The 20,619-nt window shown below is 70.7% G+C and carries 16 protein-coding genes and 3 tRNA genes; 9 read left to right on the plus strand and 10 right to left on the minus strand.

Annotation, left to right across the window (positions count from 1 at the left end):
- Window positions 1–12: 12 nt before the first annotated feature.
- Genes OHA21_RS31190 through OHA21_RS31200 form a run of 3 tightly spaced genes read left to right on the plus strand, consistent with a single transcriptional unit; the run spans window position 13 to window position 3,078 of the window.
- Window positions 13–855, plus strand: coding sequence for an alpha/beta fold hydrolase (locus OHA21_RS31190; protein ID WP_328460945.1), 843 nt, complete (start codon window positions 13–15; stop codon window positions 853–855).
- Window positions 852–1,481 (plus strand): class I SAM-dependent methyltransferase, encoded by a 630-nt coding sequence (locus OHA21_RS31195; protein ID WP_328460947.1) that lies wholly within the window; start codon window positions 852–854, stop codon window positions 1,479–1,481. Before OHA21_RS31190 ends, OHA21_RS31195 begins: the two co-directional genes overlap by 4 nt.
- 7 nt (window positions 1,482–1,488) lie before the next feature.
- Window positions 1,489–3,078, plus strand: a complete 1,590-nt coding sequence (locus tag OHA21_RS31200) for an alpha/beta fold hydrolase (protein ID WP_328460949.1) — start codon at window positions 1,489–1,491, stop codon at window positions 3,076–3,078.
- Here OHA21_RS31200 and OHA21_RS31205 read toward each other — a convergent pair.
- Window positions 3,053–3,481: an acyl-CoA thioesterase gene (locus OHA21_RS31205; RefSeq protein ID WP_328460951.1), complete on the minus strand. Its 429-nt coding sequence runs from the start codon at window positions 3,479–3,481 to the stop codon at window positions 3,053–3,055. The two genes, OHA21_RS31200 and OHA21_RS31205, sit on opposite strands and share 26 nt — an antisense overlap.
- Window positions 3,474–5,654: a HelD family protein gene (locus OHA21_RS31210; protein WP_328460953.1), complete on the minus strand. Its 2,181-nt coding sequence runs from the start codon at window positions 5,652–5,654 to the stop codon at window positions 3,474–3,476. Before OHA21_RS31210 ends, OHA21_RS31205 begins: the two co-directional genes overlap by 8 nt.
- 106 nt (window positions 5,655–5,760) lie before the next feature.
- Between OHA21_RS31210 and OHA21_RS31215 the strand changes: the two genes are divergently transcribed.
- The 3 genes from OHA21_RS31215 to OHA21_RS31225 all read left to right on the plus strand — a co-directional run bounded on the left by OHA21_RS31215 (window position 5,761) and on the right by OHA21_RS31225 (window position 11,328).
- A complete protein-coding gene (locus tag OHA21_RS31215; protein ID WP_328460955.1) occupies window positions 5,761–7,131 on the plus strand; it encodes an MFS transporter in 1,371 nt (456 codons plus the stop codon).
- 2,305 nt (window positions 7,132–9,436) lie between these two features.
- Complete coding sequence (locus OHA21_RS31220; protein ID WP_328460957.1) at window positions 9,437–10,180, plus strand: GAF and ANTAR domain-containing protein; 744 nt, start codon at window positions 9,437–9,439, stop codon at window positions 10,178–10,180.
- Window positions 10,177–11,328, plus strand: coding sequence for a GAF domain-containing protein (locus tag OHA21_RS31225; RefSeq protein WP_328460959.1), 1,152 nt, complete (start codon window positions 10,177–10,179; stop codon window positions 11,326–11,328). The genes OHA21_RS31220 and OHA21_RS31225 overlap by 4 nt, the downstream gene beginning before the upstream one ends.
- Here OHA21_RS31225 and OHA21_RS31230 read toward each other — a convergent pair.
- The 3 genes from OHA21_RS31230 to OHA21_RS31240 form a co-directional block, all read right to left on the minus strand.
- Window positions 11,280–12,314: an STAS domain-containing protein gene (locus OHA21_RS31230; RefSeq protein ID WP_328460961.1), complete on the minus strand. Its 1,035-nt coding sequence runs from the start codon at window positions 12,312–12,314 to the stop codon at window positions 11,280–11,282. The genes OHA21_RS31225 and OHA21_RS31230 overlap by 49 nt on opposite strands.
- A gap of 321 nt (window positions 12,315–12,635) precedes the next feature.
- The gene (locus tag OHA21_RS31235; RefSeq protein ID WP_328460963.1) at window positions 12,636–13,025 is read right to left on the minus strand and encodes an STAS domain-containing protein; all 390 of its coding nucleotides are present in this window, start codon (window positions 13,023–13,025) and stop codon (window positions 12,636–12,638) included.
- A 68-nt stretch (window positions 13,026–13,093) separates the two neighbouring features.
- On the minus strand, window positions 13,094–14,146 hold the full coding sequence (locus OHA21_RS31240; protein ID WP_328460965.1) for an ATP-binding protein: 1,053 nt from the start codon (window positions 14,144–14,146) through the stop codon (window positions 13,094–13,096).
- Between the two features lie 1,130 nt (window positions 14,147–15,276).
- On the opposite strand from OHA21_RS31240, the gene istA reads away from it, so the two are divergent.
- Complete coding sequence (gene istA / locus OHA21_RS31245) at window positions 15,277–16,779, plus strand: IS21 family transposase (protein WP_328460967.1); 1,503 nt, start codon at window positions 15,277–15,279, stop codon at window positions 16,777–16,779.
- Window positions 16,776–17,567, plus strand: a complete 792-nt coding sequence (gene istB, locus OHA21_RS31250) for an IS21-like element helper ATPase IstB (RefSeq protein WP_328460969.1) — start codon at window positions 16,776–16,778, stop codon at window positions 17,565–17,567. Before istA ends, istB begins: the two co-directional genes overlap by 4 nt.
- A gap of 143 nt (window positions 17,568–17,710) precedes the next feature.
- On the opposite strand, the gene OHA21_RS31255 is transcribed toward istB, so the two are convergent.
- The 3 genes from OHA21_RS31255 to OHA21_RS31265 all read right to left on the minus strand — a co-directional run bounded on the left by OHA21_RS31255 (window position 17,711) and on the right by OHA21_RS31265 (window position 17,985).
- A tRNA-Val gene (locus OHA21_RS31255) sits at window positions 17,711–17,785 on the minus strand.
- A 27-nt stretch (window positions 17,786–17,812) separates the two neighbouring features.
- Window positions 17,813–17,883 (minus strand) — tRNA-Cys (locus OHA21_RS31260).
- A 29-nt stretch (window positions 17,884–17,912) separates the two neighbouring features.
- Window positions 17,913–17,985, minus strand: a tRNA-Gly gene (locus OHA21_RS31265).
- A 117-nt stretch (window positions 17,986–18,102) separates the two neighbouring features.
- Between OHA21_RS31265 and OHA21_RS31270 the strand changes: the two genes are divergently transcribed.
- The gene (locus OHA21_RS31270) at window positions 18,103–19,281 is read left to right on the plus strand and encodes a GNAT family N-acetyltransferase (RefSeq protein WP_328460970.1); all 1,179 of its coding nucleotides are present in this window, start codon (window positions 18,103–18,105) and stop codon (window positions 19,279–19,281) included.
- A 74-nt stretch (window positions 19,282–19,355) separates the two neighbouring features.
- On the opposite strand, the gene OHA21_RS31275 is transcribed toward OHA21_RS31270, so the two are convergent.
- Together OHA21_RS31275 and OHA21_RS31280 are read right to left on the minus strand one after the other, a co-directional pair.
- The gene (locus OHA21_RS31275; protein ID WP_328478635.1) at window positions 19,356–20,081 is read right to left on the minus strand and encodes an FAD:protein FMN transferase; all 726 of its coding nucleotides are present in this window, start codon (window positions 20,079–20,081) and stop codon (window positions 19,356–19,358) included.
- Between the two features lie 32 nt (window positions 20,082–20,113).
- The gene (locus OHA21_RS31280) at window positions 20,114–20,617 is read right to left on the minus strand and encodes an FMN-binding protein (RefSeq protein WP_328460972.1); all 504 of its coding nucleotides are present in this window, start codon (window positions 20,615–20,617) and stop codon (window positions 20,114–20,116) included.
- Window positions 20,618–20,619: the final 2 nt, after the last annotated feature.

Genomic DNA, 20,619 nt, shown 5'->3' on the forward strand with positions numbered 1-20,619 from the left:
CGGGAGGAAGAGATGCAGGGAGTCACCAAGCGTGACGGGACACGGATCGCGTACGAGGTGACCGGCGCCGGGGAACGGACCGTGGTCCTGCTCCCGGCCTGGATGATCACGAACCGGCGGATGTGGGCGGCTCAGGTCGAGGCGCTCTCCCCGCGGTTCCGGACGGTGACCTTCGACGCACGGGGCAGCGGTGATTCGGACCGCCCGCTGGAGGCCGCCGCGTACGACCCGGCCGAACTGGTCCGCGACGTGGTGGCGGTGCTCGACGCCACCGGGACCGGGGAGGCGCTGCTGGTCGGCAACTCTCTCGGCGGCCTGATCGGCTGTCTGGCCGCCGCCGGATACCCGGACCGGGTAGCCGGCCTGGCCCTGATCAGTCCTACGGTCGACGTCGAGGGCGCCACGCCCAGCGCGTTGCAGCGCGCGATGGCCCGCTTCGACGAGGAACTCGGTCACGACGAGGGCTGGGCGCGGTACAACCGGCATTCCTGGCAGCGCGACTACTCGGGGTTCGTGGAGTGGTTCGTCACGACCGCCCTCGGCGCGGAAGGCACTGCAGAGATGCGGGCCGAAGGGGTCGCCATGGGGCTGGACAACACGCCCGAAGTGCTGGCGGCCACCGTGACGGCACGGGTTCCGGCCGACATGCGCCGGCTGCCCGAGGCGATCCGCTGCCCGGCGCTGGTGCTGACCGGCGACGCCGACGAGATCTGTCCGCCGCGCTGGAGCCGCGCGCTGGCCGGGGCGCTGGGCGCCCGCTGTGTGGAACTGCCCGGCGGGCACGGTCCGCACGTCACCCGGCCCGCCGAGATCGCGGGCCTGATCAGCGCTTTCGCGGCGGAGGTGTGGCGATGACGACGGGGAATCCGGTTCGGGGGCGGTTCAACTCCGCGGTGCTGCGGGGCGCCGACGGCTACGGTCACCGGCTCTTCGGCGCACGCAAGCGGGGGCTCTTCGCGGATCTGCCGGAGACCGTGGTGGAGATCGGTCCGGGCACCGGCGCGAACCTTCGGTACTACCGGCCCGGCACCCGGTTGGTGGCGGTGGAGCCGAATCCGTACATGCACGCTCCGCTGCAGGCCGCCGCACGCCGGCACGGGGTCACCGTGGAGCTGCGCGCGGAGGGCGCCGAGCGGATCGGGCTGCCGGACGGCAGCGTCGATGCCGTGGTGAGCACGCTGGTCCTCTGCACGGTTCCGGACCCGGCCGCCGCGATCCGCGAGATCACCCGGATCCTGCGGCCGGGTGGGCGGCTGCTCTTTCTCGAGCACGTCAAAGCCCGAGATCATTCGGGGTACGACCTGACGCAGCGTCTTCTGGCCCGCCCGTGGCGATGGCTGTTCGAAGGGTGCGAGGTGCGCCGGGACACCGAGGCCGAGCTACGGGCGGCCGGTTTCCGGGAGCTGCAGCTGGACCGCTACCGGGCGCCGTCGGTGCTGTTGCCCATCAATCCACAGATCGCCGGCTGGGCCGTACGGTAGACGCACCATGAGATTCCGGGTGCTCGGGACGGTCCGGGCGTACGGCGAGGACGGCTCCCCGATCGCCCTGAGCGAGCGGCGCCGCGCGCTGCTCGCCGCCCTGCTCGCCCGGGCCGGCCAGGTGGTGCCCGCCGACCGCCTGACCGACCTGCTCTGGCCGGAGTCCCCGCCCGCCGACCCGGCCGGGTCGCTGCACAGTCAGATGTCGAGGCTGCGCCGCGCCCTGCCCGGGGTGCGGATCGACACGGCCCCACCCGGCTATCTGCTGCGGATCGACGCCGACGAGATCGACTCGGGCCGCTTCGACCGGCTGGTCACCGCGGCCCGGGACCGGGCCGATGCCGGCGATCTGCTGGCCGAGGCGCTGGATCTCTGGCAGGGTCCGGCGTACGCGGAGTTCGCCGACACCGAGATCGCCCGGCTGGAGGCGATCCGGCTGGAAGAGGCCCGCCTGCACACCGCCGAGGCCTGGCACCGGGCTCTGCTCGCGGCCGGCCAGCCGGACCGGGCGTTGCCCGAGCTGGAGGCGTTCGTCGCCGCGCACCCGCTGCGCGAGCAGGCCCGGGACACGCTGATGCGCACCCTGTACGCGCTCGGCCGGCACGCCGACGCCCTGGAGTGCTACCGCCAGTACGCCGACCGCCTCGCCGACGAGCTGGGCCTGGAACCGTCCGCGGCGATCCAGGCGACCCGCCTGCACGTCCTGCGACAGCAACTGCCCGGCGCCGCGCCCCCGGTCGCCCCGCTGTCGGCGCTGCAGGCCCGCTATCTCGCCGTCCCCGGCGGCCGGACCATCGCGGCGGCCTCGCTGGGTGACGGCCCGCCGCTGATCGCCCTGCCCGGCTGGGTGTCCAGCATCGACGTCGTCGCCTCCGGCCGCGATCCCCGCTCCTCGCTGCTGCAACGGCTGGTCGGGCACGCCGCGGTCACCGTCTACGACCGCTACGGCACCGGCCTGTCCCGCGGCCCGACCGGCTCCCTCCGGACCGACGCCGGCCTGGCCACCTCGGTCGCCGAGCTGGCGGTGGTCGCCGAGCAGGCCGGCGCCCGGGTGAACCTGCTCGCCGTGTCCGAGGCGGGCCCGGTCGCGGTGGCGCTGGCCGCGGCCCGCCCCGACCTGGTCGAGCGGCTGATCTTCTTCGGCACCTACGCCAGCGGGCCGGCCACGTTCCGCCGCCCCGAACTCAACAACGCGCTGGTCACCATGGTCCGCGCCCACTGGGGTCTGGGGTCGAAACTGTTCGCCGGCCTGTTCCGGCCGGACGCCACCGACGACGCGGCCCGCCACCTGGCCGAGGTGCTGCGCGACTCGGCCGACCGGGAGGTGGCGGCCGAGTATCTGGCGGCGGCATACGACATCGACGTCTCGGACCAGCTCAGCCGGGTACGCCAACCGGCTCTCGTCCTGCACTACCGCGGCGACCGGGTGATCCCGTTCGCCGGCGCCCGGCAACTCGCGGCCGGTCTGCCCGACGCCCGGTTGATCGCGCTGGACGGGCCGTACCACCTGCCGGACGTGGCCGACCTGGACCGGGTGGTCGCCGCGATCGACGGCTTCCTCCGGGAGGGAACTATTTCTCCAGGCCCAGAAGGCTGACGTCGGTGGCGAGGGTGCGCAGCCGCTCGGCCGGGTCGGCCACGAGCCGCCGCGTGGTGCGGTCCAGCAACCCGGCGACCCCGGTCACCCGGGCCACCGGCACACCGTCGATGCGGGTGTAGTCCTGCTCGACCTGGAACGTCTTGCCACCGCTGAAGAGGAACCGGCAGCTGACGTCCACCTCGTCGCCGGCCCGCAACTCCTTCAGATAGCGGATCGTGGTCTCCAGCACCACCGGGCCCACGCCGGCGCCCACCAGCACCTCCGGGGTCAGGCCCGCCTCGATGAAGAACTGCCAGCGGGCGTGTTCGCCGTACTGCAGGTAGACCGCCTGGTTCACGTGCCCCTGCAGGTCGAGTTCGTATCCGCGCACCGCGATCCGTACCTGGAAAAGGTCAGCCATCGTCCGATCCTGGCACGCCGGCGCCCTGCAGCGCTTCCGCGGCCGCCGCGAGGACCGCGTCCCACAGGTGCGGCGGCGCCGCCGCCCTGATCCGGTCGACCACGTCGCCGGTGACCAGAGCGACGACCCGCTGCTGCAGGTCCATCTCCGCCGGCGTCGGCTGGCGCGGGAGTTCCGGCAGGGGCGCCGGCTCGGGCACGACGTCGATCACGTCGAGCCGCTGGGTGGTCCGGGTCAGCGCGATGTAGAGCAGCCGGTCGCCGCGCGGGCTGCTGAGCGCGATGGCCGCCGGATCGAGTACGACCACCGCGTCGAACTCGAGTCCCTTGGAACCTTCCGGGCTGACCACGGTCACCGGAAGTCCCAGCTCGCCGCGGTCGGCGTCGCTCCAGCCGATGTTGGCGCCGATGAGCTCCGACTCCACGGCGGACCGGCGCTCAGCGGGACAGATGACACCCACCGAAAGGCCGTCGCCGCGATGCCGGAGCACCTGGCTCACCGCATGCTGGGCCGCGTTCCGCTCGGTGATCTCCCAGATGTGCGGATCCTCGTCGCCGTCCCGGACCGGCTGCGGCGGATCGATGCCGGGTGCCATCTCCGGGGCCCGGTGCACCGCGAGCTCGTGCACCTGACGCGGCACCCGGTAGCCGTAGCGCAGCGTGTACCGGTTCACCGGCAGTTGCTGCGGCAGATGCTGCAGCAGGTCACCCCAGTCGTCGCGGGCCCACAGACCGGTCGACTGCGCGATGTCCCCCACCACGGTCATCGACCCGTTGGACCGGCGGGCCAGCGCCCGCAACTGCATCGGCGACAGGTCCTGCGCCTCGTCGACGACGATGTGCTGGTAGCGCAGCGGCATCCCGTTGATGATGGCGTCCGCCTCGTCCAGCAGCGGGATGTCCGCGGCCGTCCACTGCTCCTGATCCACCGTCTGCGACTTGCGGAACAGCAGCGCCGCTTCCTTGCCGGTCAGCAGATCACCGCGGATCGGGTCGAGCCGGTCGCCGGCGCCGAGCACCCACTGCACCAGGCTGGCCGGCGACGCCGGGGCGATGAGCCGGTCGGTCATCGAGGGGGCCGCCGCCGGCTTCGGCCAGCGGACGCCGGCGTCCCGCTTGAGCAGGGCGGTGTTCTCGAACCAGACCCGCAGCCGCATCCGGCGCTGGTTGTAGGTTCCGCCGGCCTCCCAGGCATTGCGTACGGCAGCCGCGATCTCGGCGCCGTCGAGTGAAAACGTCTCCTGGTCCGACCGTACAATCCATGGTTTTGAAGATGATGGCGGCCGCAACCCCATGCTGAGAGCCCGGGCCAGCAGCTTCGCCATGCGCGCGTCGCCCTTGAGCGCCGCCACCTCGTCGGACTCGCGTCCGCGGACGCGCAGCGGCACGCGGGCGTCCGGGCGCAGATCGTCGATCGAGCGGTGGTTGACCCGGTCTCCGAGGCCGGGCAGCAGCGCGCCGATGTAGCGCACGAAGGTCCGGTTCGGGCCGACCACCAGCACCGAGTCGGGTTTGAGCTCCTCGTGGTTGAAGAGCAGCCAGGACACCCGGTGCAGGGCGACCGCGGTCTTGCCGGTGCCGGGTCCGCCCTGGATGACGCTGAGCTGGCGCAGCGGCGCCTCGATCACCTCGTACTGCGCGGCCTGGATGGTGGCGACGATGCTGCGCAGCTCACCGGTACGCGCGGCCCTGATCTCGGCCAGCAGGGCGTCGGTCAGCTCGGGGCGCTGCGGGGTCCCCTTGGGCGCCGGGAGCAGCGCGGCGAGGATGGTGTCGCTCAGGTCCTGGATCGTGTTGCCGTCGCACTGGTAGGTGCGTTTGCGCCGGACACCGAGCGGGTCGGCGGCGGTCGCCTTGTAGTACGGCGCGGCAACCCGGGTCTTCCAGCTGACCACCAGGACCTCGCCGGCCGAGTCCCGGATCAGGTCGTGTCCGATGTAGAACGTCTCATCGTCCTCGGTCATGTCGAGCCGGCCGAACGCCACCTGCTCGGTCGGGTCCGCCATCTCCTCGAGCCGGCCGTTGGCGTACCGGATCGACCGCTCCGCGGCGCCCTTGTTGACCGCGGCGCCGGGCACGTCGGGCACCACACCCCGGCGGCGTTCCCGTTCCACTGCCGCCCGGTCGAAATACTCCTGCTCCGCCGCTATCTCAAGCTCGCGGCCCTGCGCCATGGACGTGTCACTTCCCGGCATCACGGGTCAAGATCATAACGGCGCGGTCACGCCCCCGAAGCCCACCGAACGGGTGGACGTCCCGTCCCGTGGGTACAACGATGCGATGAACCGGAGCGGCCCCGTCGTCGGCCTCGCCTGCGCCGTACAGTTCATCGACGTCGTCGGCGTGACCCTCCTGGTCGTCGCGCTGCCCGCCATCCAGCAGGACCTTTCGCTGGGGCCCGCCGCGCTGTCCTGGGCTGCCGCGATCTACGCGCTGGCCTTCGGCGGCCTGCTGATCCTCGGCGGCCGGACAGCGGACCTGCTCGGCCACCGTCCGATGTTCATCGCCGGCAACGCTGTGGTGGTGGCCGGCTCGATCCTCTGCGCCGTCGCGGACTCCGCCGCGGTCCTCCTCGCCGGCCGCGCGCTCCAGGGCATCGGCGCGGCCGCCTCGGTGCCGGCCGCGCTCGCCGCCATCCTCGCCGTCGTGCCGGCCGGTCCCCGCCGCGGCCGCGCCCTGGGCCTGTGGACGATGGCCGGCGCGGTGGGCGGCGCCTCCGGCTTCGTCCTCGGCGGCGTGGTGACCGAGCTCGTCGGCTGGCGCTGGCTCTTCGCCGTGGTCGCACTGGTCGCCCTCGTGGCAGCGGTTGCTGCGCCCGGCGTGCTACCGCCCGATCGGGAGCGGGCCACCCGGGAGCCGCTGGACATTCTGGGCGCCGCCCTGGTCACCGGTGCTGCCGTACTGGTCATGGTCGGCCTGCAGCGCGCCGAGACGTCCGGCTTCAGCGCAGTGTCCTCCTGGCTGCCGCTGCTGCTCGCGCCCGCGGTCGCGGCGGCGTTCGCCGCCTGGGAGCGGCGAACCGCGGCGCCCCTGGTGCCGCCGCACCTGTGGTCGCTTTCCACCTTCCGGGTGGGCGCCGGGACCGCGTTCCTGCTGACCGCCACGACCAGCGGCGGCAGCGTGATCAGCACGCTGTTCCTGCAGGACCAGCTGCACCTCTCCCCCGGCCAGAGCGGCGCGGCGTTCTTGCTGGTCAGCGGCGGCGTGGCGGCCACGTCCCTGGCCGCTCCGGCGGTACTGCGCCGCGTGGGCACCACCGCAACCCTCCTGGCCGGCTTCGCCGTGGTGGCCGCCGCCATGCTCACCCAGGCCCTCGCCGTGGCGCTGCACAGCCTGCCGGTCTTCCTGCCCGGCCTGGCCCTGACCGGCCTCGGCCTGGGCTTGGCCTCGGTGGCCTCGACGACCCACGGCACCACCAACGCCGACGAGTCGACGTCGGGCGTCATCGGGGGCCTGCTGAACGCCGCCGCCCAGATCGGCACCGCGGTAGGCATAGCCCTGCTGCTGACCACCGCCACCACGTGGCCCGGCAACGGCGAACTGGCCGCCTACGGCGTTGCCGCCCTGACTTGCGTCGGAGCGTTGGCAGCGGTCGCGCTCAGCGCCAGCACTCGGACAGCGGCAGAAGGCACCCACGAACGCCAGTCCTAGCGACGGCCCGATGCAGTCCCGCGGAGCATCCTCGACAAGACGCCACCTGTGCGGGACAGACTCGACAGCGCCAACCCGCTATGCGGAACAGAAATGACGGCGCCGACCTAGCCCGCGAAGCAACCGACAAACGCCTCCAGCCCGCGAGCAGGCAGGACAGGGCGCCGGCAGTCCCGCTAACCGGACCGCACGTGGCGGACCAGGCCCGGGCCACGGGGCGCCGCTGTCACGGGGGCACCGTCGGCCCAGATTCATTGCCACGTCGCGTTTGTCGCCTCGGCTAATTCCGGTCGGAATGCGAACATGACGCCCCGGATTTCCGCCGCACGTCATTTCGGCCAGCAGCTTCCTCCGGCCCGCACCGCCCATTGACAAAGATACCGGATATCGGCATTTCGGACGGCGCCCATCTGGCTCACTCGAATACAACTGATCTCGATCAGAAGTCCCGCTTCGACTAATCGAATTCGGTGCCGCGTCGCCACAGGCCCGGATGGACACGTTCGCCGCCAGGCGTATCCCACATCGAGTCTGTCGGAATTTTTGGCGCTCCTGTGTTCCAGCCAATCGACTTCGCGGCGGGATCACAGACCGCACCCGAAGCCGTGCGAAGGCTGACCGCAGCGCGGAAGACGGTATGCGCGCTGCGACATGCGCCAGCGGCGCTGCCAGCACCGACCGGCGCGCGACCCCAACATACGGCGGCACAACCCGAACCAGTGGCAACACAACCGGGATCAGCGGCGGCGCAGCCGAACCGCCAGGCGCAGCAGAACCGCCCGGCGCAGCCGAACCGCCCGGCGCAGCCGGATCGTCGGGCCCAACCGAATCGTGCTGCGGCGGCACAGCCGGGGCCGGGGCCGCAGCCGGAACCAGGGCCGCGGCCGGATCGTGCGGCGCGACCGGGATCGGCGGCGAGACAGCCGCGGTCAGGTCTGCCGGCGCTGGAACCGGGACATGTCCGCAGTCGTGCGGCGCAACCGGGACCGGTGGCGGCACAGCCGAGTCGGATGGCAACGCAGCCGGAACCGGCGACGCAGCCGGAACCGGCGACGCAGGGTCCAGCGGAGCGCTGCTCTTGTCAGCCTCCGTCGCCGGCATGGAGCCGCCCTGCCGGATGCGTCGAAGCTTTTCGGCATGGCGCCGCCGCAAGCCCCACACGCGATGCCGCTCATGTTCACGGCGAAACTCGTCACGGTCAGCAGAATAATTTCGTGCAGCGGTCCGATCGCGCATCCTCGCCATTTCTGCGCGATTGAACAACGACGTCTGCCCCATGCATAAATTCTTCCGGATCCACGAGCCGAAGTGTAAGTATTCGATCATGCCAAATTGACGTCTCTGCACGCCCGAAAACCGCCGGACGGATCGCCCGAATGTCGCCGGAGGAGCTGGTGGAGAGACCATAGATCAGGTCGCCCGACAGACCCCAGCGGAGGTCGCCCTGGGACATGCCGGAGGCGTCCGTAGCGGGATCCTCACCTAGAACGCGTCCGAGACGTAATAGAGGCGTCCGTGGAGAGACGCGGACGGGCATTGGAGGGGAACCGTCCGGCGGATGCCGGCATATGGGGATTGGGGCGAAGAGGTGAAACGGTGACCGGCTACGACGTCACGGAGGCCGGACAGCATGCAGCCGACCGGACAGCATGCAGCCCGCTGAAAAGCATGCAGCCGACCGGACAGCATTCAGCCGGATGGCCCAAGCGGGCATCCGGCTGCATGGCGCTGTTGGTGGACCATAGTTGGCAGAATAAGAACCGCATACCCGCAGCTCAGGGCCCAATCGTGACGCTACCGGCCGTACGCCGACGCACGCCCTGACCGATTCAGGGGCCGCCGCCCGCCGTAGCGCCACCATGCTGATCCGATGCGTCGTCAGCGTCGGCGACGCTGCCTGGATGTCGTCGTGGAGTGGTCTGCGGTTGGTGCGGTCTCGAGACGCTGCCGGGGTGCTGGTCGTCTGGTTCGGGGTGGGAGTAGCCCGGCCCGAAGATTCGGCTCGTCGGCTTAGGGCCCGCCGGCACCGCTACGCGCCTGCGGCGTGCTGCCTGAACGCGGCTGGCGAACAAACGTCGCTGACGGACGGCAGAAGTCCGCGCCGCGGTGAGGCCCTCCAATGGGTGACTGCCCACCGCTCGACGTAGGCTGATGGGGTATCTGCCGTATCCGGTGGTGCGCTCGGTGGGATGCCAGCAGCTTGTGGCGCTGGATCCGAATGCGAACGGAACACCCCGGGGCAGGGTCGGAGGTCCTCTCATGGTGGACCGCTGCGCGCGCTTACCCGGGGCCGGCCGTGATCGGTGTGGATGACGCCGACCGCCGCGTGCGGGTCCAGCAACTTTTGGTCGAGTACGGCCCAGACGTGGACGGCCTGTGTAACGCCTTCCTGCCCGGTCTTGCGGGGGTCGGCGGCGGGGGTGTGACGGTGATGACGCCGGACACGTCTCAGGTGCGTTATGCCAGCGATCAGGTCAGTGCCCGGGTGGAGCAGTTGCAATTCCTGCTCGGCGAGGGGCCGTGCCGCGACGCCTACGCCGGGACCGGCGGCCCGGTGCTGGCCGAGGATCTGCGGGCGCCCGGGTGGCAGCGGCACTGGCCGGCGTTCGCCCCGGCCGCGGTGCAGGCCGGTGCCCACGCGGTGTTCGCACTGCCGCTGCAGGTGGACGGTACCCGGATCGGGGTGCTGGACCTGTATCGCGACGCCGCGGGCGCTTTGACCGAACAGACCCTGGCCGACGCGCTGACCCTCGCGGATGCGGTCACCGAGCTCCTGCTCGGCGAAACCTTGACCGACGGCGACGACGACGATCCGCTGCTCGCCGACGGTCGCGGCGAGCATCTGCTGCAGCGCGCCGCGGTGCACCAGGCGACCGGGATGATCAGTGTGCAGCTGGCGGTGCCGGTCGAGGACGCGCTGGCGCGGCTGCGTGCCCACGCGTTCGCGACCGGCCGGGAACTCGATGAGGTGGCCGCCGATGTGCTGGCGCGGCGGCTGAGCTTCAACGACCGGGACGACAAAGGGGACAGGGCAGGTGAGTACCGGTGAGCACAGCTGACGATCCGGCGATGGTGGACTTGCTGGTAGAGGTCTCCGACACCTTGGTCGCCGACCTTGATACCGACGGGATGTTGCAGTGGGTGAGCGAACGAGGCCGGCAACTGTTGTCCGCGCAGGCGGCCGGAATCATGCTGGCCGACGCGCGGGGGACGCTACGGCTGCTGGCGGCGGCACCCGAGTACACCTCGCAGGCGAGGCTGTTCGAGACGGCGTCCGCACCGCCGCACTGGTGTTTCGCCACCGGGCAGACACTCGTCGATGCCGACCTCGACGATCCGGACCCGCGGTGGGCCGGGTTCGCCGGACAGGCCCGCGCCGCAGGGTTCCGGTCGGTGGCGGCGGTGCCGATGCGGATCCGCGACGAGATCATCGGGACGTTCAGTGTGCTGCGGCACCAGACCGGCCCGTTCACCGGCGAACAGTTGCGCCTGACGCAGGCGCTGGCGAACGTGGCCACCGTCGGTCTGCTGGTCAAGCGTGACACCGGCTACCGCAGGGTGCTGGCCGGCCGGTCCCAGCAGATCCTCACCGGGCGGGTGGCCGTCGAACGCGCCCGCGGCATCCTGGCCGAACTGCTCGACACCGACACCGACACCGCCCTTCAGGAACTGCGCCGCCACGCCCTGCGCACCGAACGCACGCTGCGCGCCACCGCGATCGAGGTGGTCCGTGCCCTGCCCACGGCAGGCCGGCTCCCCAGCACCGCACCGGCACTACTGGTGCGCTCCATCACCACGGCGTCGTCGCTGTCCGCACTACGCGACCTGATCTCAAAGCGGCTGAGCGCCGCGGGACTGGGCGGCTCGGCCCGCGACAGCTTCCTGCTCGCCATCCACGAGGCCGCCACGAACGCCCAGGAACACGCCGGCAGTGGTCGGCTGTGGCTGTGGCACCACGACGACTACCTATGGTGCGAGATCAGCGACGACGGCCCCGGCCTACCCGCCGACCTCGAGATCCCGACCGGAACGCCGGACGTCCACCACCAGCGAGCCGGGCTGTGGCTGATCCGGCGCATCTGCCCCGACATGCTGATCACCAGCAGCACGGCCGGAACCCGGCTGCTGCTACGCCAGCCGCTGCCCGCTCAACCCGCCGGTTCACCGTCCGCCGCCGATTCAGGCGCCGGAGGATAACCCAACAGCGCCGCCGTGTCGGTGATCCGCATCAGGGTGCGCAGGGCGTCCGAGGCCGCGATCACCCGCAGCTGCCGGCCGCCGGCGACAGCTCGGTCGCGCAGGTCGAGCAGCAGCCGCAACCCGGCGACATCACAGAACCGCAGCCCGGACAAATCAAACTCCATCACCGGCGCCAGCTCCTCGAGCACCGCAACCAGCCGCCCGGCAACCGCGGCATCCATCGGGTGCGCCAACTCACCGCTGACCACCACCAGCAGCACGTCCCCGACCCGGGGAGCCACCGTCACCCGCACGTCCGTACTGTTGGCGCCCGATCCCATCTCATCGATCACCCGCAGCGCGGCCGCCGACAACGACACGGCGTCCTTCGCAGCCCGTGACCGCAACAGCTGATGCCCGTGGGCGGCATCGCAGCCGGTATCGGCCATCAGCATCCCGACCGCCCGCTGAACGTTCACCCGCATGTGCAACGCCGTCCCGAGGCCGTTGAGCAACTGCCGCGTACCGGCGTCGCCGTTCACGGCGAAGCCCTGCGCCGGCATCCGCTCCACAGCGAACACGTGACGCACCCCGTCAGCCAACGAGACCAGCGCCTCCGGCTGCCGGCCGTACATGTTCAAGACCGCCACCGGACTGCCGCCACCGGCGAACAACGGCACCGACACCACCACCTGCAACCCCAACCGGGTGGCCTGCTCGTGAAAGCCCGGCCACGACATGGTCACGGCCGCCATATCGGGTACCGCCACCGGCATGGCCGTCTGCTCGGCCTGCACACACGGCCCCGCCGTCTCGGCATACTGAGCGTCATCCACCGCCCGGACCAGGTCACTGCTGGCCGCCACCGTCGTGTAACCGGCACCCCGCCACGCGGTGATCGACGAATAGTCGACACCGTCCACCACCTCGGCCGCCGCCACCGCGATTCTGGCCAGCAACACGTCAACCACCGCGGTGTCGTCCGAGGCCTCCGCCAACGCCACCAAATCATCGGCCAACTGCCCCCACGGGGCACGCGGCGACGAACCCGACGCCGCATCACGACGACTCACCTGATCGGCCGCCCATCAGCACCCATGCCCCAACGGTACGTCGCGGCTTGACAGCGCCAAAGGAGGTCCGTGCCAGCGGAACCCAGTCGCGCTCCAAGCAGAGCAGCGGCAACGCCAGGGGATCACGCATTGTTATCGATCCGAAGCGCCGTAACGACCTCAGACGGGGCCACGTCGAGCCATCACCCCACCGCACGCACCGGCGGCGGAGAGGGCCACTGCGAGCCGTCCAGCGCGATGTAAGGCTGTCGGTCACTTTCCGAGTGTGTTGTGGGGCGACGCGTAGTCCAGCAGGACGGGAGTCCGGCACAGGCGCAGCAATTCATTCAGACACGGTCCTGCCGTTGTGATCCGTACCTGGCGCCCTGATTGGAGGCAGGCCCTGCCGAGGGCGTGCAGGCCGCGCAGACCGGTGAGATCGCAGAAGACGAGCGCGGACAGGTCGAGTTCCAGGCGTTGGCCGTCGCGGCCGTCGAGGATCTCGGAGAGCCGTCGGTGAAATGTGGCCTTGGTGCCGATGTCGAGGTCTCCGGTGACGGCGATCAGGACGGCATCGGAACGCGGCTCGATCTCGGTGACCGCGATGCGCCGGCTGGCCACGTCGAGGTTGAGGTTGCACTCTTCGCCGGGTTTGATACTCATCGTTGCCTACTCCGGAGTCGGAGGCACGGCGGGCCGATGTCTCGGCGCGGTGTGTCGCTGTGCGGCATTCATCGGGGTGGGCGTCGCCCAAGCTGATAGCTCAGCAGCAGGCGGGTGCCGGTGGGGTCGGTGATGATGTCCATGCTGGGGCAGGAGCGTCGGATGATGGTCAGCCCGGACCAGCCGAGATTTCGATGGCTGGCAGCAGCGCGGTCATCAGTGGGGCCACCCGCCGGGATTCCGGGGCCATGATCGCTGATCTCGCACCACAGACGGCCATCGCGCCGCCACAGCAACAGTTGGCCGTGCCCGCCGCCGTGGTCCACGGCGTTGGTCACCGCTTCGTGGACGGCCAGCACGAGCCGGTGCGTGTGGTTGCCGCGTAGCCCCTGCTGGATGGCGAGGGTGCGAATCTGCTCGCGGACCGGGCCGAGCATCGCCGCGCCGAACCAGCAGGCCAGCAGCACATTGTCCGCCGCATCAGGCGTGGTGGTGGGTGTGATGGTACGGGCCGCGCCGGCCGTGTTCTCGGATCGTATGCTGCGCCAGCCGTGGGTGAAGACGTCCGTCAGGTTCAGGTCGTGGCGTTCGAGGGTGAGCAGTTCGGCGGTGGCGGCGGTGAAGGTTGCCGCCGCCATCTGATCGGCGCTGTTCAGCGGGCCGGGTGTGTTGCGGTACAGGTCGACGGCGCCGTCGTGGTGGACCCCGCCGGCGTGCAGGGGCAGTGCGAACACCGCTCGCGCTCCGGCGTCCAGCGCGGCCGGCGTGAATCGTGGCCACCGCTGCCGCCACGAACCGGAGGCAAGATCGGTGGCGAGTATCGGCCGGCGCATCGTGGTGGCGTCGCGGCAGGGTCCTTCGTCCAGGGTGAGCTGGGCGGTCTCGAGCCGGGAGCTGGCCGTGTCGCTGGAGAAGCGGATGCGGGGCTCGGACCCGGGCGGGCCGGCCGACAGCCCGATTCCGGCGATGGCGGGAATCAGTGCGGTGCCCGCGTGGCACAAGCTGGTGACGTCCGGTCCGTAGGCGCTGACCAGGTCCCACACCATGTTCCGGTGACCGTTGCCGTGCTGGTTCTTGCGGTCGGCTACGGCTTTCCTGGCAGAGGATTGTTCACCCGTCATGACTGGGGACCTCGAGTCCGCCTCGGCACCGCCGCGACGAATTCGAACCCGGCATCACATACGCCGGCATCCCACCGAGGCAGAGGGTCCTCCGCCTGTCGGCGGATTATCTTCAAGCTACCCCGGACAGCAGCCCAGAACCGGCCACGACTGTGCCATCGGCCGCAGATGCCACGATCGGGGCAGATGAGCGTATTGCGCCTCCGGGAGGGTGGGCGACGGTCGTCACCCTCGACGCGGCACCCCCTGCTGCGGCCCGGTCTGGGAGCGTCACGTCGGGTCGCCGATGGCATGGTCAGGGCTCCGCCTGGACTGGCGACCTGAGCCGATGCCTGGCTCTGCGAAACGGAACGTCATCGACTACGTGGCCCGGCGGATCCCGGAGTCCCGTGACGGGACCTGTCTGCGAATGGCGATCGACGGTCCCGACGGATCCGGCAAAGGGCTTCTGGCAGAACTCCTTCAACTACCAGCGGTTCCGCAGCGACGTCCTAGACCCGTTCGCGCCGGGCGGCTCCCATCGCTATCGGCCGGCCGCACACGATCTCGCCACGGTCACCGCACACGATCCCGGCCTGCCCGGCGCGGTGGCACCTCGTGGAAGCGGGCCGACTGGATCCGCTGCGCCCAGCCGGTGTGCTGGATTCCGCAGACCCTGGTAGAGCTGCCGCATCGCTCGCCGTTCCAGGACCTCCGGCGACGGGGTATACCAGCCGGGTCCGTCATCGAACGGCTGAGCCTCCGCGTACCGCTCCGCCGGCGCGTTCGTCGAACGGGACCTCGTTAGGTCGTCTGCCGTTGCAAGCCAGATCCAGTGGCGCTACCCGAGTGCCGGCTCTGCCTCGTCCTGGGCGATCGGCTACTACGTCACCACGAACACCGAACTGACGTTGGCCTCGACCCAAGATGACTCGCCCGCCCAGCAGACGCGATCACGCGCAAATCAGCAGCTCAACGCACTCTTGACCGAGGCGGTTCTTGCACTGCCAAGAATCGATTTGTCCGCGGCCAGTGAAAGATCCCCATAGGCGGCCATTTACCGCCCCGCTGGTGGCCAGGGTTCTCCCCGTGGACGGCCAGATATCTCCCCGCTGATCAACACCGGATGCCGGTCGGCGAGGGTCGGCGGCGTGAAGAGCGGCAGGGAGATCGTGGAAATCTTGGAGGCCTACGACCTCACGGGTAGTTACCGTGCGGCGGCCGAGCTGGTCGGCTGCGACCACCACACCGTGGCCCGGTATGTGAAGTTGCGGGCCGAGGGCCGCAGCCCTGAGGAGCGTGCGCAGCGGGCCCGGCCGATCGACGACTTCATGGACAAGATCGAGGAGCTGGTGGCCCGCTCGGGTGGCCGGGTCCGCGCCGATGTGGTGCATCGGCGGATCACCGCGATGGGTTTCGCCGGCGGGGAACGGACCACCCGCCGGGCGGTCGCGGCGGTGAAGAAGTCCTGGCAGGCCGGTCAGCGGCGGGTGTTCCGGCCGTGGATTCCGGAGCCGGGGCTGTGGCTGCAGTTCGACTGGGGTGAGGGGCCGCGCATCGGTGGCCGACGGACCACGTTGTGGTGCGCGTGGCTGGCCTGGTCCCGGTTTAGGGTCGTGATCCCGGTGCTGGACAAGACGCTGCCGACGATCGTGGCCTGCCTGGACGCCACTCTGCGCCGGCTCGGCGGGGTGCCGGCCTACGTGCTCACCGACAACGAGAAGACGATCACGGTCGAGCACGTCGCGGACATCGCGGTCCGGAACCCGGAGATCGTGCAGGTCGCCCGGCATTACGGGATGACGATCCGAACCTGCGTGCCGGCCGACCCGCAGTCCAAGGGCGGCGCCGAGAACACCGTGAAGATCGCCAAAGCTGACCTGGTCCCGACCAGCACCAACCTGCTCGATCAGTACCGCAGCTTCGCCGAGTTGGAGGCGGCCTGCCGCGACTTCACTGAGCAGGTCAACGCCCGCATCCACCGTGACACCCGCCGCCGCCCGGCCGAAGCCTTGCTCGACGAGCGTGACCGGCTGCACCCGCTGCCGGCGCAGCCGTTCACGGTCGCGTTCGGCACCACCCGCAGGGTCAACTGGGACTGCACCATCTCCGTCGAGGGCGTGCGCTACTCGGTCCCGCATCACCTGGTCGACACCCGGGTCTGGGCCCGCATGCACGGCGACGAGCTCATCGTCACCGCCGTCGGCGACGACGGTCCGGTCGAGGTCGCCCGCCACCCACGGGCCGAGCCCGGGCGGCCCTCGATCGTTGACGAGCACTATCCGCCGCGGGCTCGGCAGTCCGACACCGACGAGCGTGTGCCGCGGGCCCGCACCGCCGACGAGGCCGCGTTCCTGGCGCTGGGCCCGGGCGCCGCGGCCTGGCTGGTCGAAGCCGCCGCCGCAGGAGTCCGCGGGGTCCGCCGCAAGATGACCGAAGCCGTCGCCCTGGCGAAACTGCACGATCCGGCCGACGTCGACCGCGCTCTGGGCACCGCAGCTTTGGCCGGCCGGTTCGCTCACAACGACCTGCTGCGCCTGCTCGCCCATCAGCGCGGCGACGACGCGGCCCCGACCAGGGCCAGCGAGACCCACAGCCTGCAGCCAGGCACTTCTGCCTGGTCCACGTTCGGCACGACGACTGGAGAACAGTGACCCTAACCCCGCTTAGGGTCACCGGCGCCGCCGGTGACCCCCTGGCCGAAGCGATCGAGCTCACCCGCCGGCTGAAACTGCCGCACCTGCGCCGCGCCATGGCCGACCTGGTCCCGACTGCGAAAGCGCAACGCTGGGACCCCGCCGAGGTCATTCGGGTCCTGCTCGCCGAGGAAGCCGCCGGCCGTGACCAGGCGAATCTGCGGACCCGCCGCAAACGCGCCGCGTTCCCGTCCGGCAAGACCTTCGGCGATTGGGACGAGGCCGCCTCCTCGATCCCACGCCCGACCCAGGACGCGCTGCGCAGCCTGGAATGGGTGCACCGCAAGGAGAATCTGTCGATCTGCGGCCCGTCGGGCACCGGCAAGAGCCATCTCTGCGAGGCCCTGGGCCAAGCCGCTGTCGAGGCCGGCATGACCGTCGCCTGGTTCACCATCGAGGACCTCGGCGTCATGGTCCGCCGGCACCGCCCCGACGACTCGGTCACCCGGGCGATGAGCCGCCTGATCCGCACCGATCTGATCATCATCGACGACATCGGGCTCCTGCCGGTCTCACCGGACGCCGCCGAAGGCTTCTACCGCCTGGTCGACGCTGCTTACGAGCGGCGCAGCCTCGCGGTCAGCTCGAACCTGCACCCCTCGGGCTTCGACGAGATCATGCCGAAGACCCTGGCCACCGCCACCGTCGACCGGCTCCTGCACCACGCCCACGTCGTCGTGACCCAGGGTGACAGCTACCGGTTCAACCAAGCCACCGCCGGGCAAGGCGTCAAAGCCCTGCACTAACCCAGCACTACCCGCGGCGGGGAACTTATCTGGCCGCCGCCGGGGAGAAACCGTGGCCGCCAGCGGGGATAACTACTGGCCGCCTACGGGGAGATCTGATTGGCCATTGACATCGATTCACGTTTGCCCTGGTCAAGGGCTGGTGGTGGGCGATACTGGGATCGAACCAGTGACCTCTTCCGTGTCAAGGAAGCGCGCTCCCGCTGCGCCAATCGCCCTGGCTGCTTCAGGATATGAAGCACGCGAGGTGGAGACGGGATTTGAACCCGTGTACACGGCTTTGCAGGCCGTTGCCTCGCCTCTCGGCCACTCCACCGAGGTGGCCCCGTGTGGCGGGCCGCTCCGAGCGGACGACGGGATTCGAACCCGCGACCCTCACCTTGGCAAGGTGATGCGCTACCAGCTGCGCTACGTCCGCACGTCGCCGGTCTCCCTGGCGACGGAGGAAACATTAGCCTGTCCGCGATGCGCACGCCAAACCGGGGTCCCCCGGCGTGTCGTGACCAGCGTGAACGGGCACGGCCAGAATGGGCGGATGAAGATCCGGCAGATCAGCGCGGCCGAGCGGCCGGCGAGCATGTTTCCGCTGCAGGCGTACGCGTTCACGCCCTCGCCCTGGCCGCCGGAGGAGATCGAGCGTTACCGCAGGCGGATGCGGTTCTTCGAGACGGCCGTCAATCTGGTCGCCGAGGAGGACGGGGAGACGCTCGCCGCGGTGTCCGCGCACCGGATGCGGCAGAACGTCCGAGGGCTGGTGCACGACATGGCCGGCGTGGCGTCGGTGGCCGCCCATCCGTCGGCCCGCCGGCGGGGGCTGGTCCGGGCTCTGCTGACCGAGCTGCTGCGGCAGTGCCGGGACGAGGGGTGTGCGGTGAGCAGCCTCTACCCGTTCCGGCCGAGTTTCTATGCGAAGTTCGGTTTCGTCGGGATTCCCCGGCAGCGGATCACGACGTTCGCGCCGGAAGGGCTCTCCGAGCTGCTCCGGGTTGATCTGCCCGGCGAGGTGGAGCGGCTGCCGATGCGGGATGGGTTCGAAGCTTTCGACGGGCTGGTGCGGCGGTTGCTGCCCGAGCGGCACGGGTTCGCGTTCTTCGACGAGGCGCGGGCGGCTGAGTTCCGGGAGGACCCGGTGTGGGTGGCGGTCGCCCGGTCCGGCGGTGAGGTGGTCGGCGCGCTGCGGTACAAGATCGACCGGCACGGTGGTGACCTGATCGGTGAGGAGCTGCTGTGCACCGGGCCGCTGGGCCGGGCGCTGCTGCTGGAGTTCCTGGCCCGGCACGTGGACCAGTTGGCGCGGATCGTGCTGGGCGTCGGCACGGACGACGTGCCGGAACTGTGGGCCACCGACCTGTCGGCGGTGACCGAGGGCAAGGTCGACTATCCGCGGGACAACGCGCCGATGGCCCGGGTGCTGAACGTGCCCGCGCTGGCCGGCAGCCGGGTCGGATCGGGCGCGGTGACCGTGGAGATCGTCGGCGACGACCTGATTGGCGGGGTCTGGCGGCTGGCCGGCGAGGACGGGCAGCTCACCGTCGGTGCAGGCGGCACTCCGGCGGCCACGCTGACGGCAGCCGGGTTCAGCGCCCTGGTGTACGGCGTGCTCGACCCGGTCGAGGTGCTCACCCGCGGCCTCGGCGACGTGCCCGCCGAGGCCTTCGGCCCGCTCAGCGCTCTCTTCCCGAAGCAGATGCCCTACTTGTTCGCCGACTTCTGAGCAGAAAAGGGAAGAATGGGCGGCCGGAGCGGAGAAGGGCGGCGCGGGAGAAGGGGGACGAAAAGGCAGGCAAGCTAGGCGGTGGGCAGGCCGGGTGAGGTGAAGGCCCGGCCGTCGTCGGTCACCGCGGCTGACTCGTATCCGTCGGCCACCCGGTCGGCCAGCCAGGTCAGTCCCGCTTCGCCCATGGCGAGCGCCGCGGTCGCGTACGCATCAGCAAGTGCCAGGTCTGGGCCGACCACCGTGACCGATCGCAGACCGGTCGCCGGCTGCCCGGTCCGGGGGTTGAAGACGTGCGCGCCGCGCTCGTACGTGCCGGAGGTCGCCACCGCCCCGTCGGTCAGCTCGAGCACCCAGCTGAGCTTGTCCGCCTCCCAGGGATGCCGGACGCCGACCCGCCACGGCCGTCCACCGGGCCCGGCACCGCGCATCCGGATGTCGCCGCCGGCGCTGAGGAAGTGCCGGCGCGACCCGGCGTCGAAGAGCCGCCGCGACGCCGCCTCGACCGACCAGCCTTTGACGTATCCGGACGGGTCGAGCGGACCGCCGGCGTACGCGTCGAAGTAACCGTCGGTCTCCATCCACAGTTCGGCGCAGCGGTTCAGGACCAGGCGCATGTCCGGTGAGCAGTCGTCGAACACGATTTCGCCCCGCCGGAAGCGGCACACCTCGCTGTCGTCCTTGTACGTGCTGAACCGGGCGTCGACCTCGTGCAGCCAGGCGCAGGTGGAGGCGACGAGATCCGTCAGGGAGGAGGAGGGCAGATCGTCGGCCAGTTCGATGCTGACGACCGTACCCATGACCTGTTCGACGTGGCGCACGAACCTGGACCCTACGCGCCTGCCTTGTCCAGCGCAGCCTGGAGCGACTCGACGTAGGACTGGCTGGTGAAGGTGGCGCCGCTGACCGCGTCGACCTCGGCGCTCTGCGCCTGCAGGGTGGCCGCGCCGAGCTTCTTGACCGCGTTCGGGTTGATCGTGCCGCTGAAGCCGCCGTCCGGGTACGTCGCGTCGGCCGCGGTGATCTTGCCGTCGCCGACCTTGATCGTGACCTGGACCGTGCCGTACGGGTTCTGCACGGCCTTGCCCTTGAAGGTGCCCGCCTTCAGGCCGGCTTCCTCCTCCTCGGCCGGCTGCTCGGTCTCCTTCTTCTTCGACGGCTTCTTGGTGGCCGACGGAGCAGGCGCAGCCGCCTCCTCCTCCTGTTCCTGCGCGACCGGGGCCGGGGCCGGCGCCGCGGTCGCCGGCGCGTCCGGCGGCTGCACGCTCAGGCGCACCCCGAGGATCAGGGCCGCACCGGTGAGGGTGCCGACGGCTGCTGCGGTACTACGTCGCATCG

The sequence above is a fragment of the Actinoplanes sp. NBC_00393 genome (genome assembly GCF_036053395.1).
Taxonomy (GTDB): domain Bacteria; phylum Actinomycetota; class Actinomycetes; order Mycobacteriales; family Micromonosporaceae; genus Actinoplanes.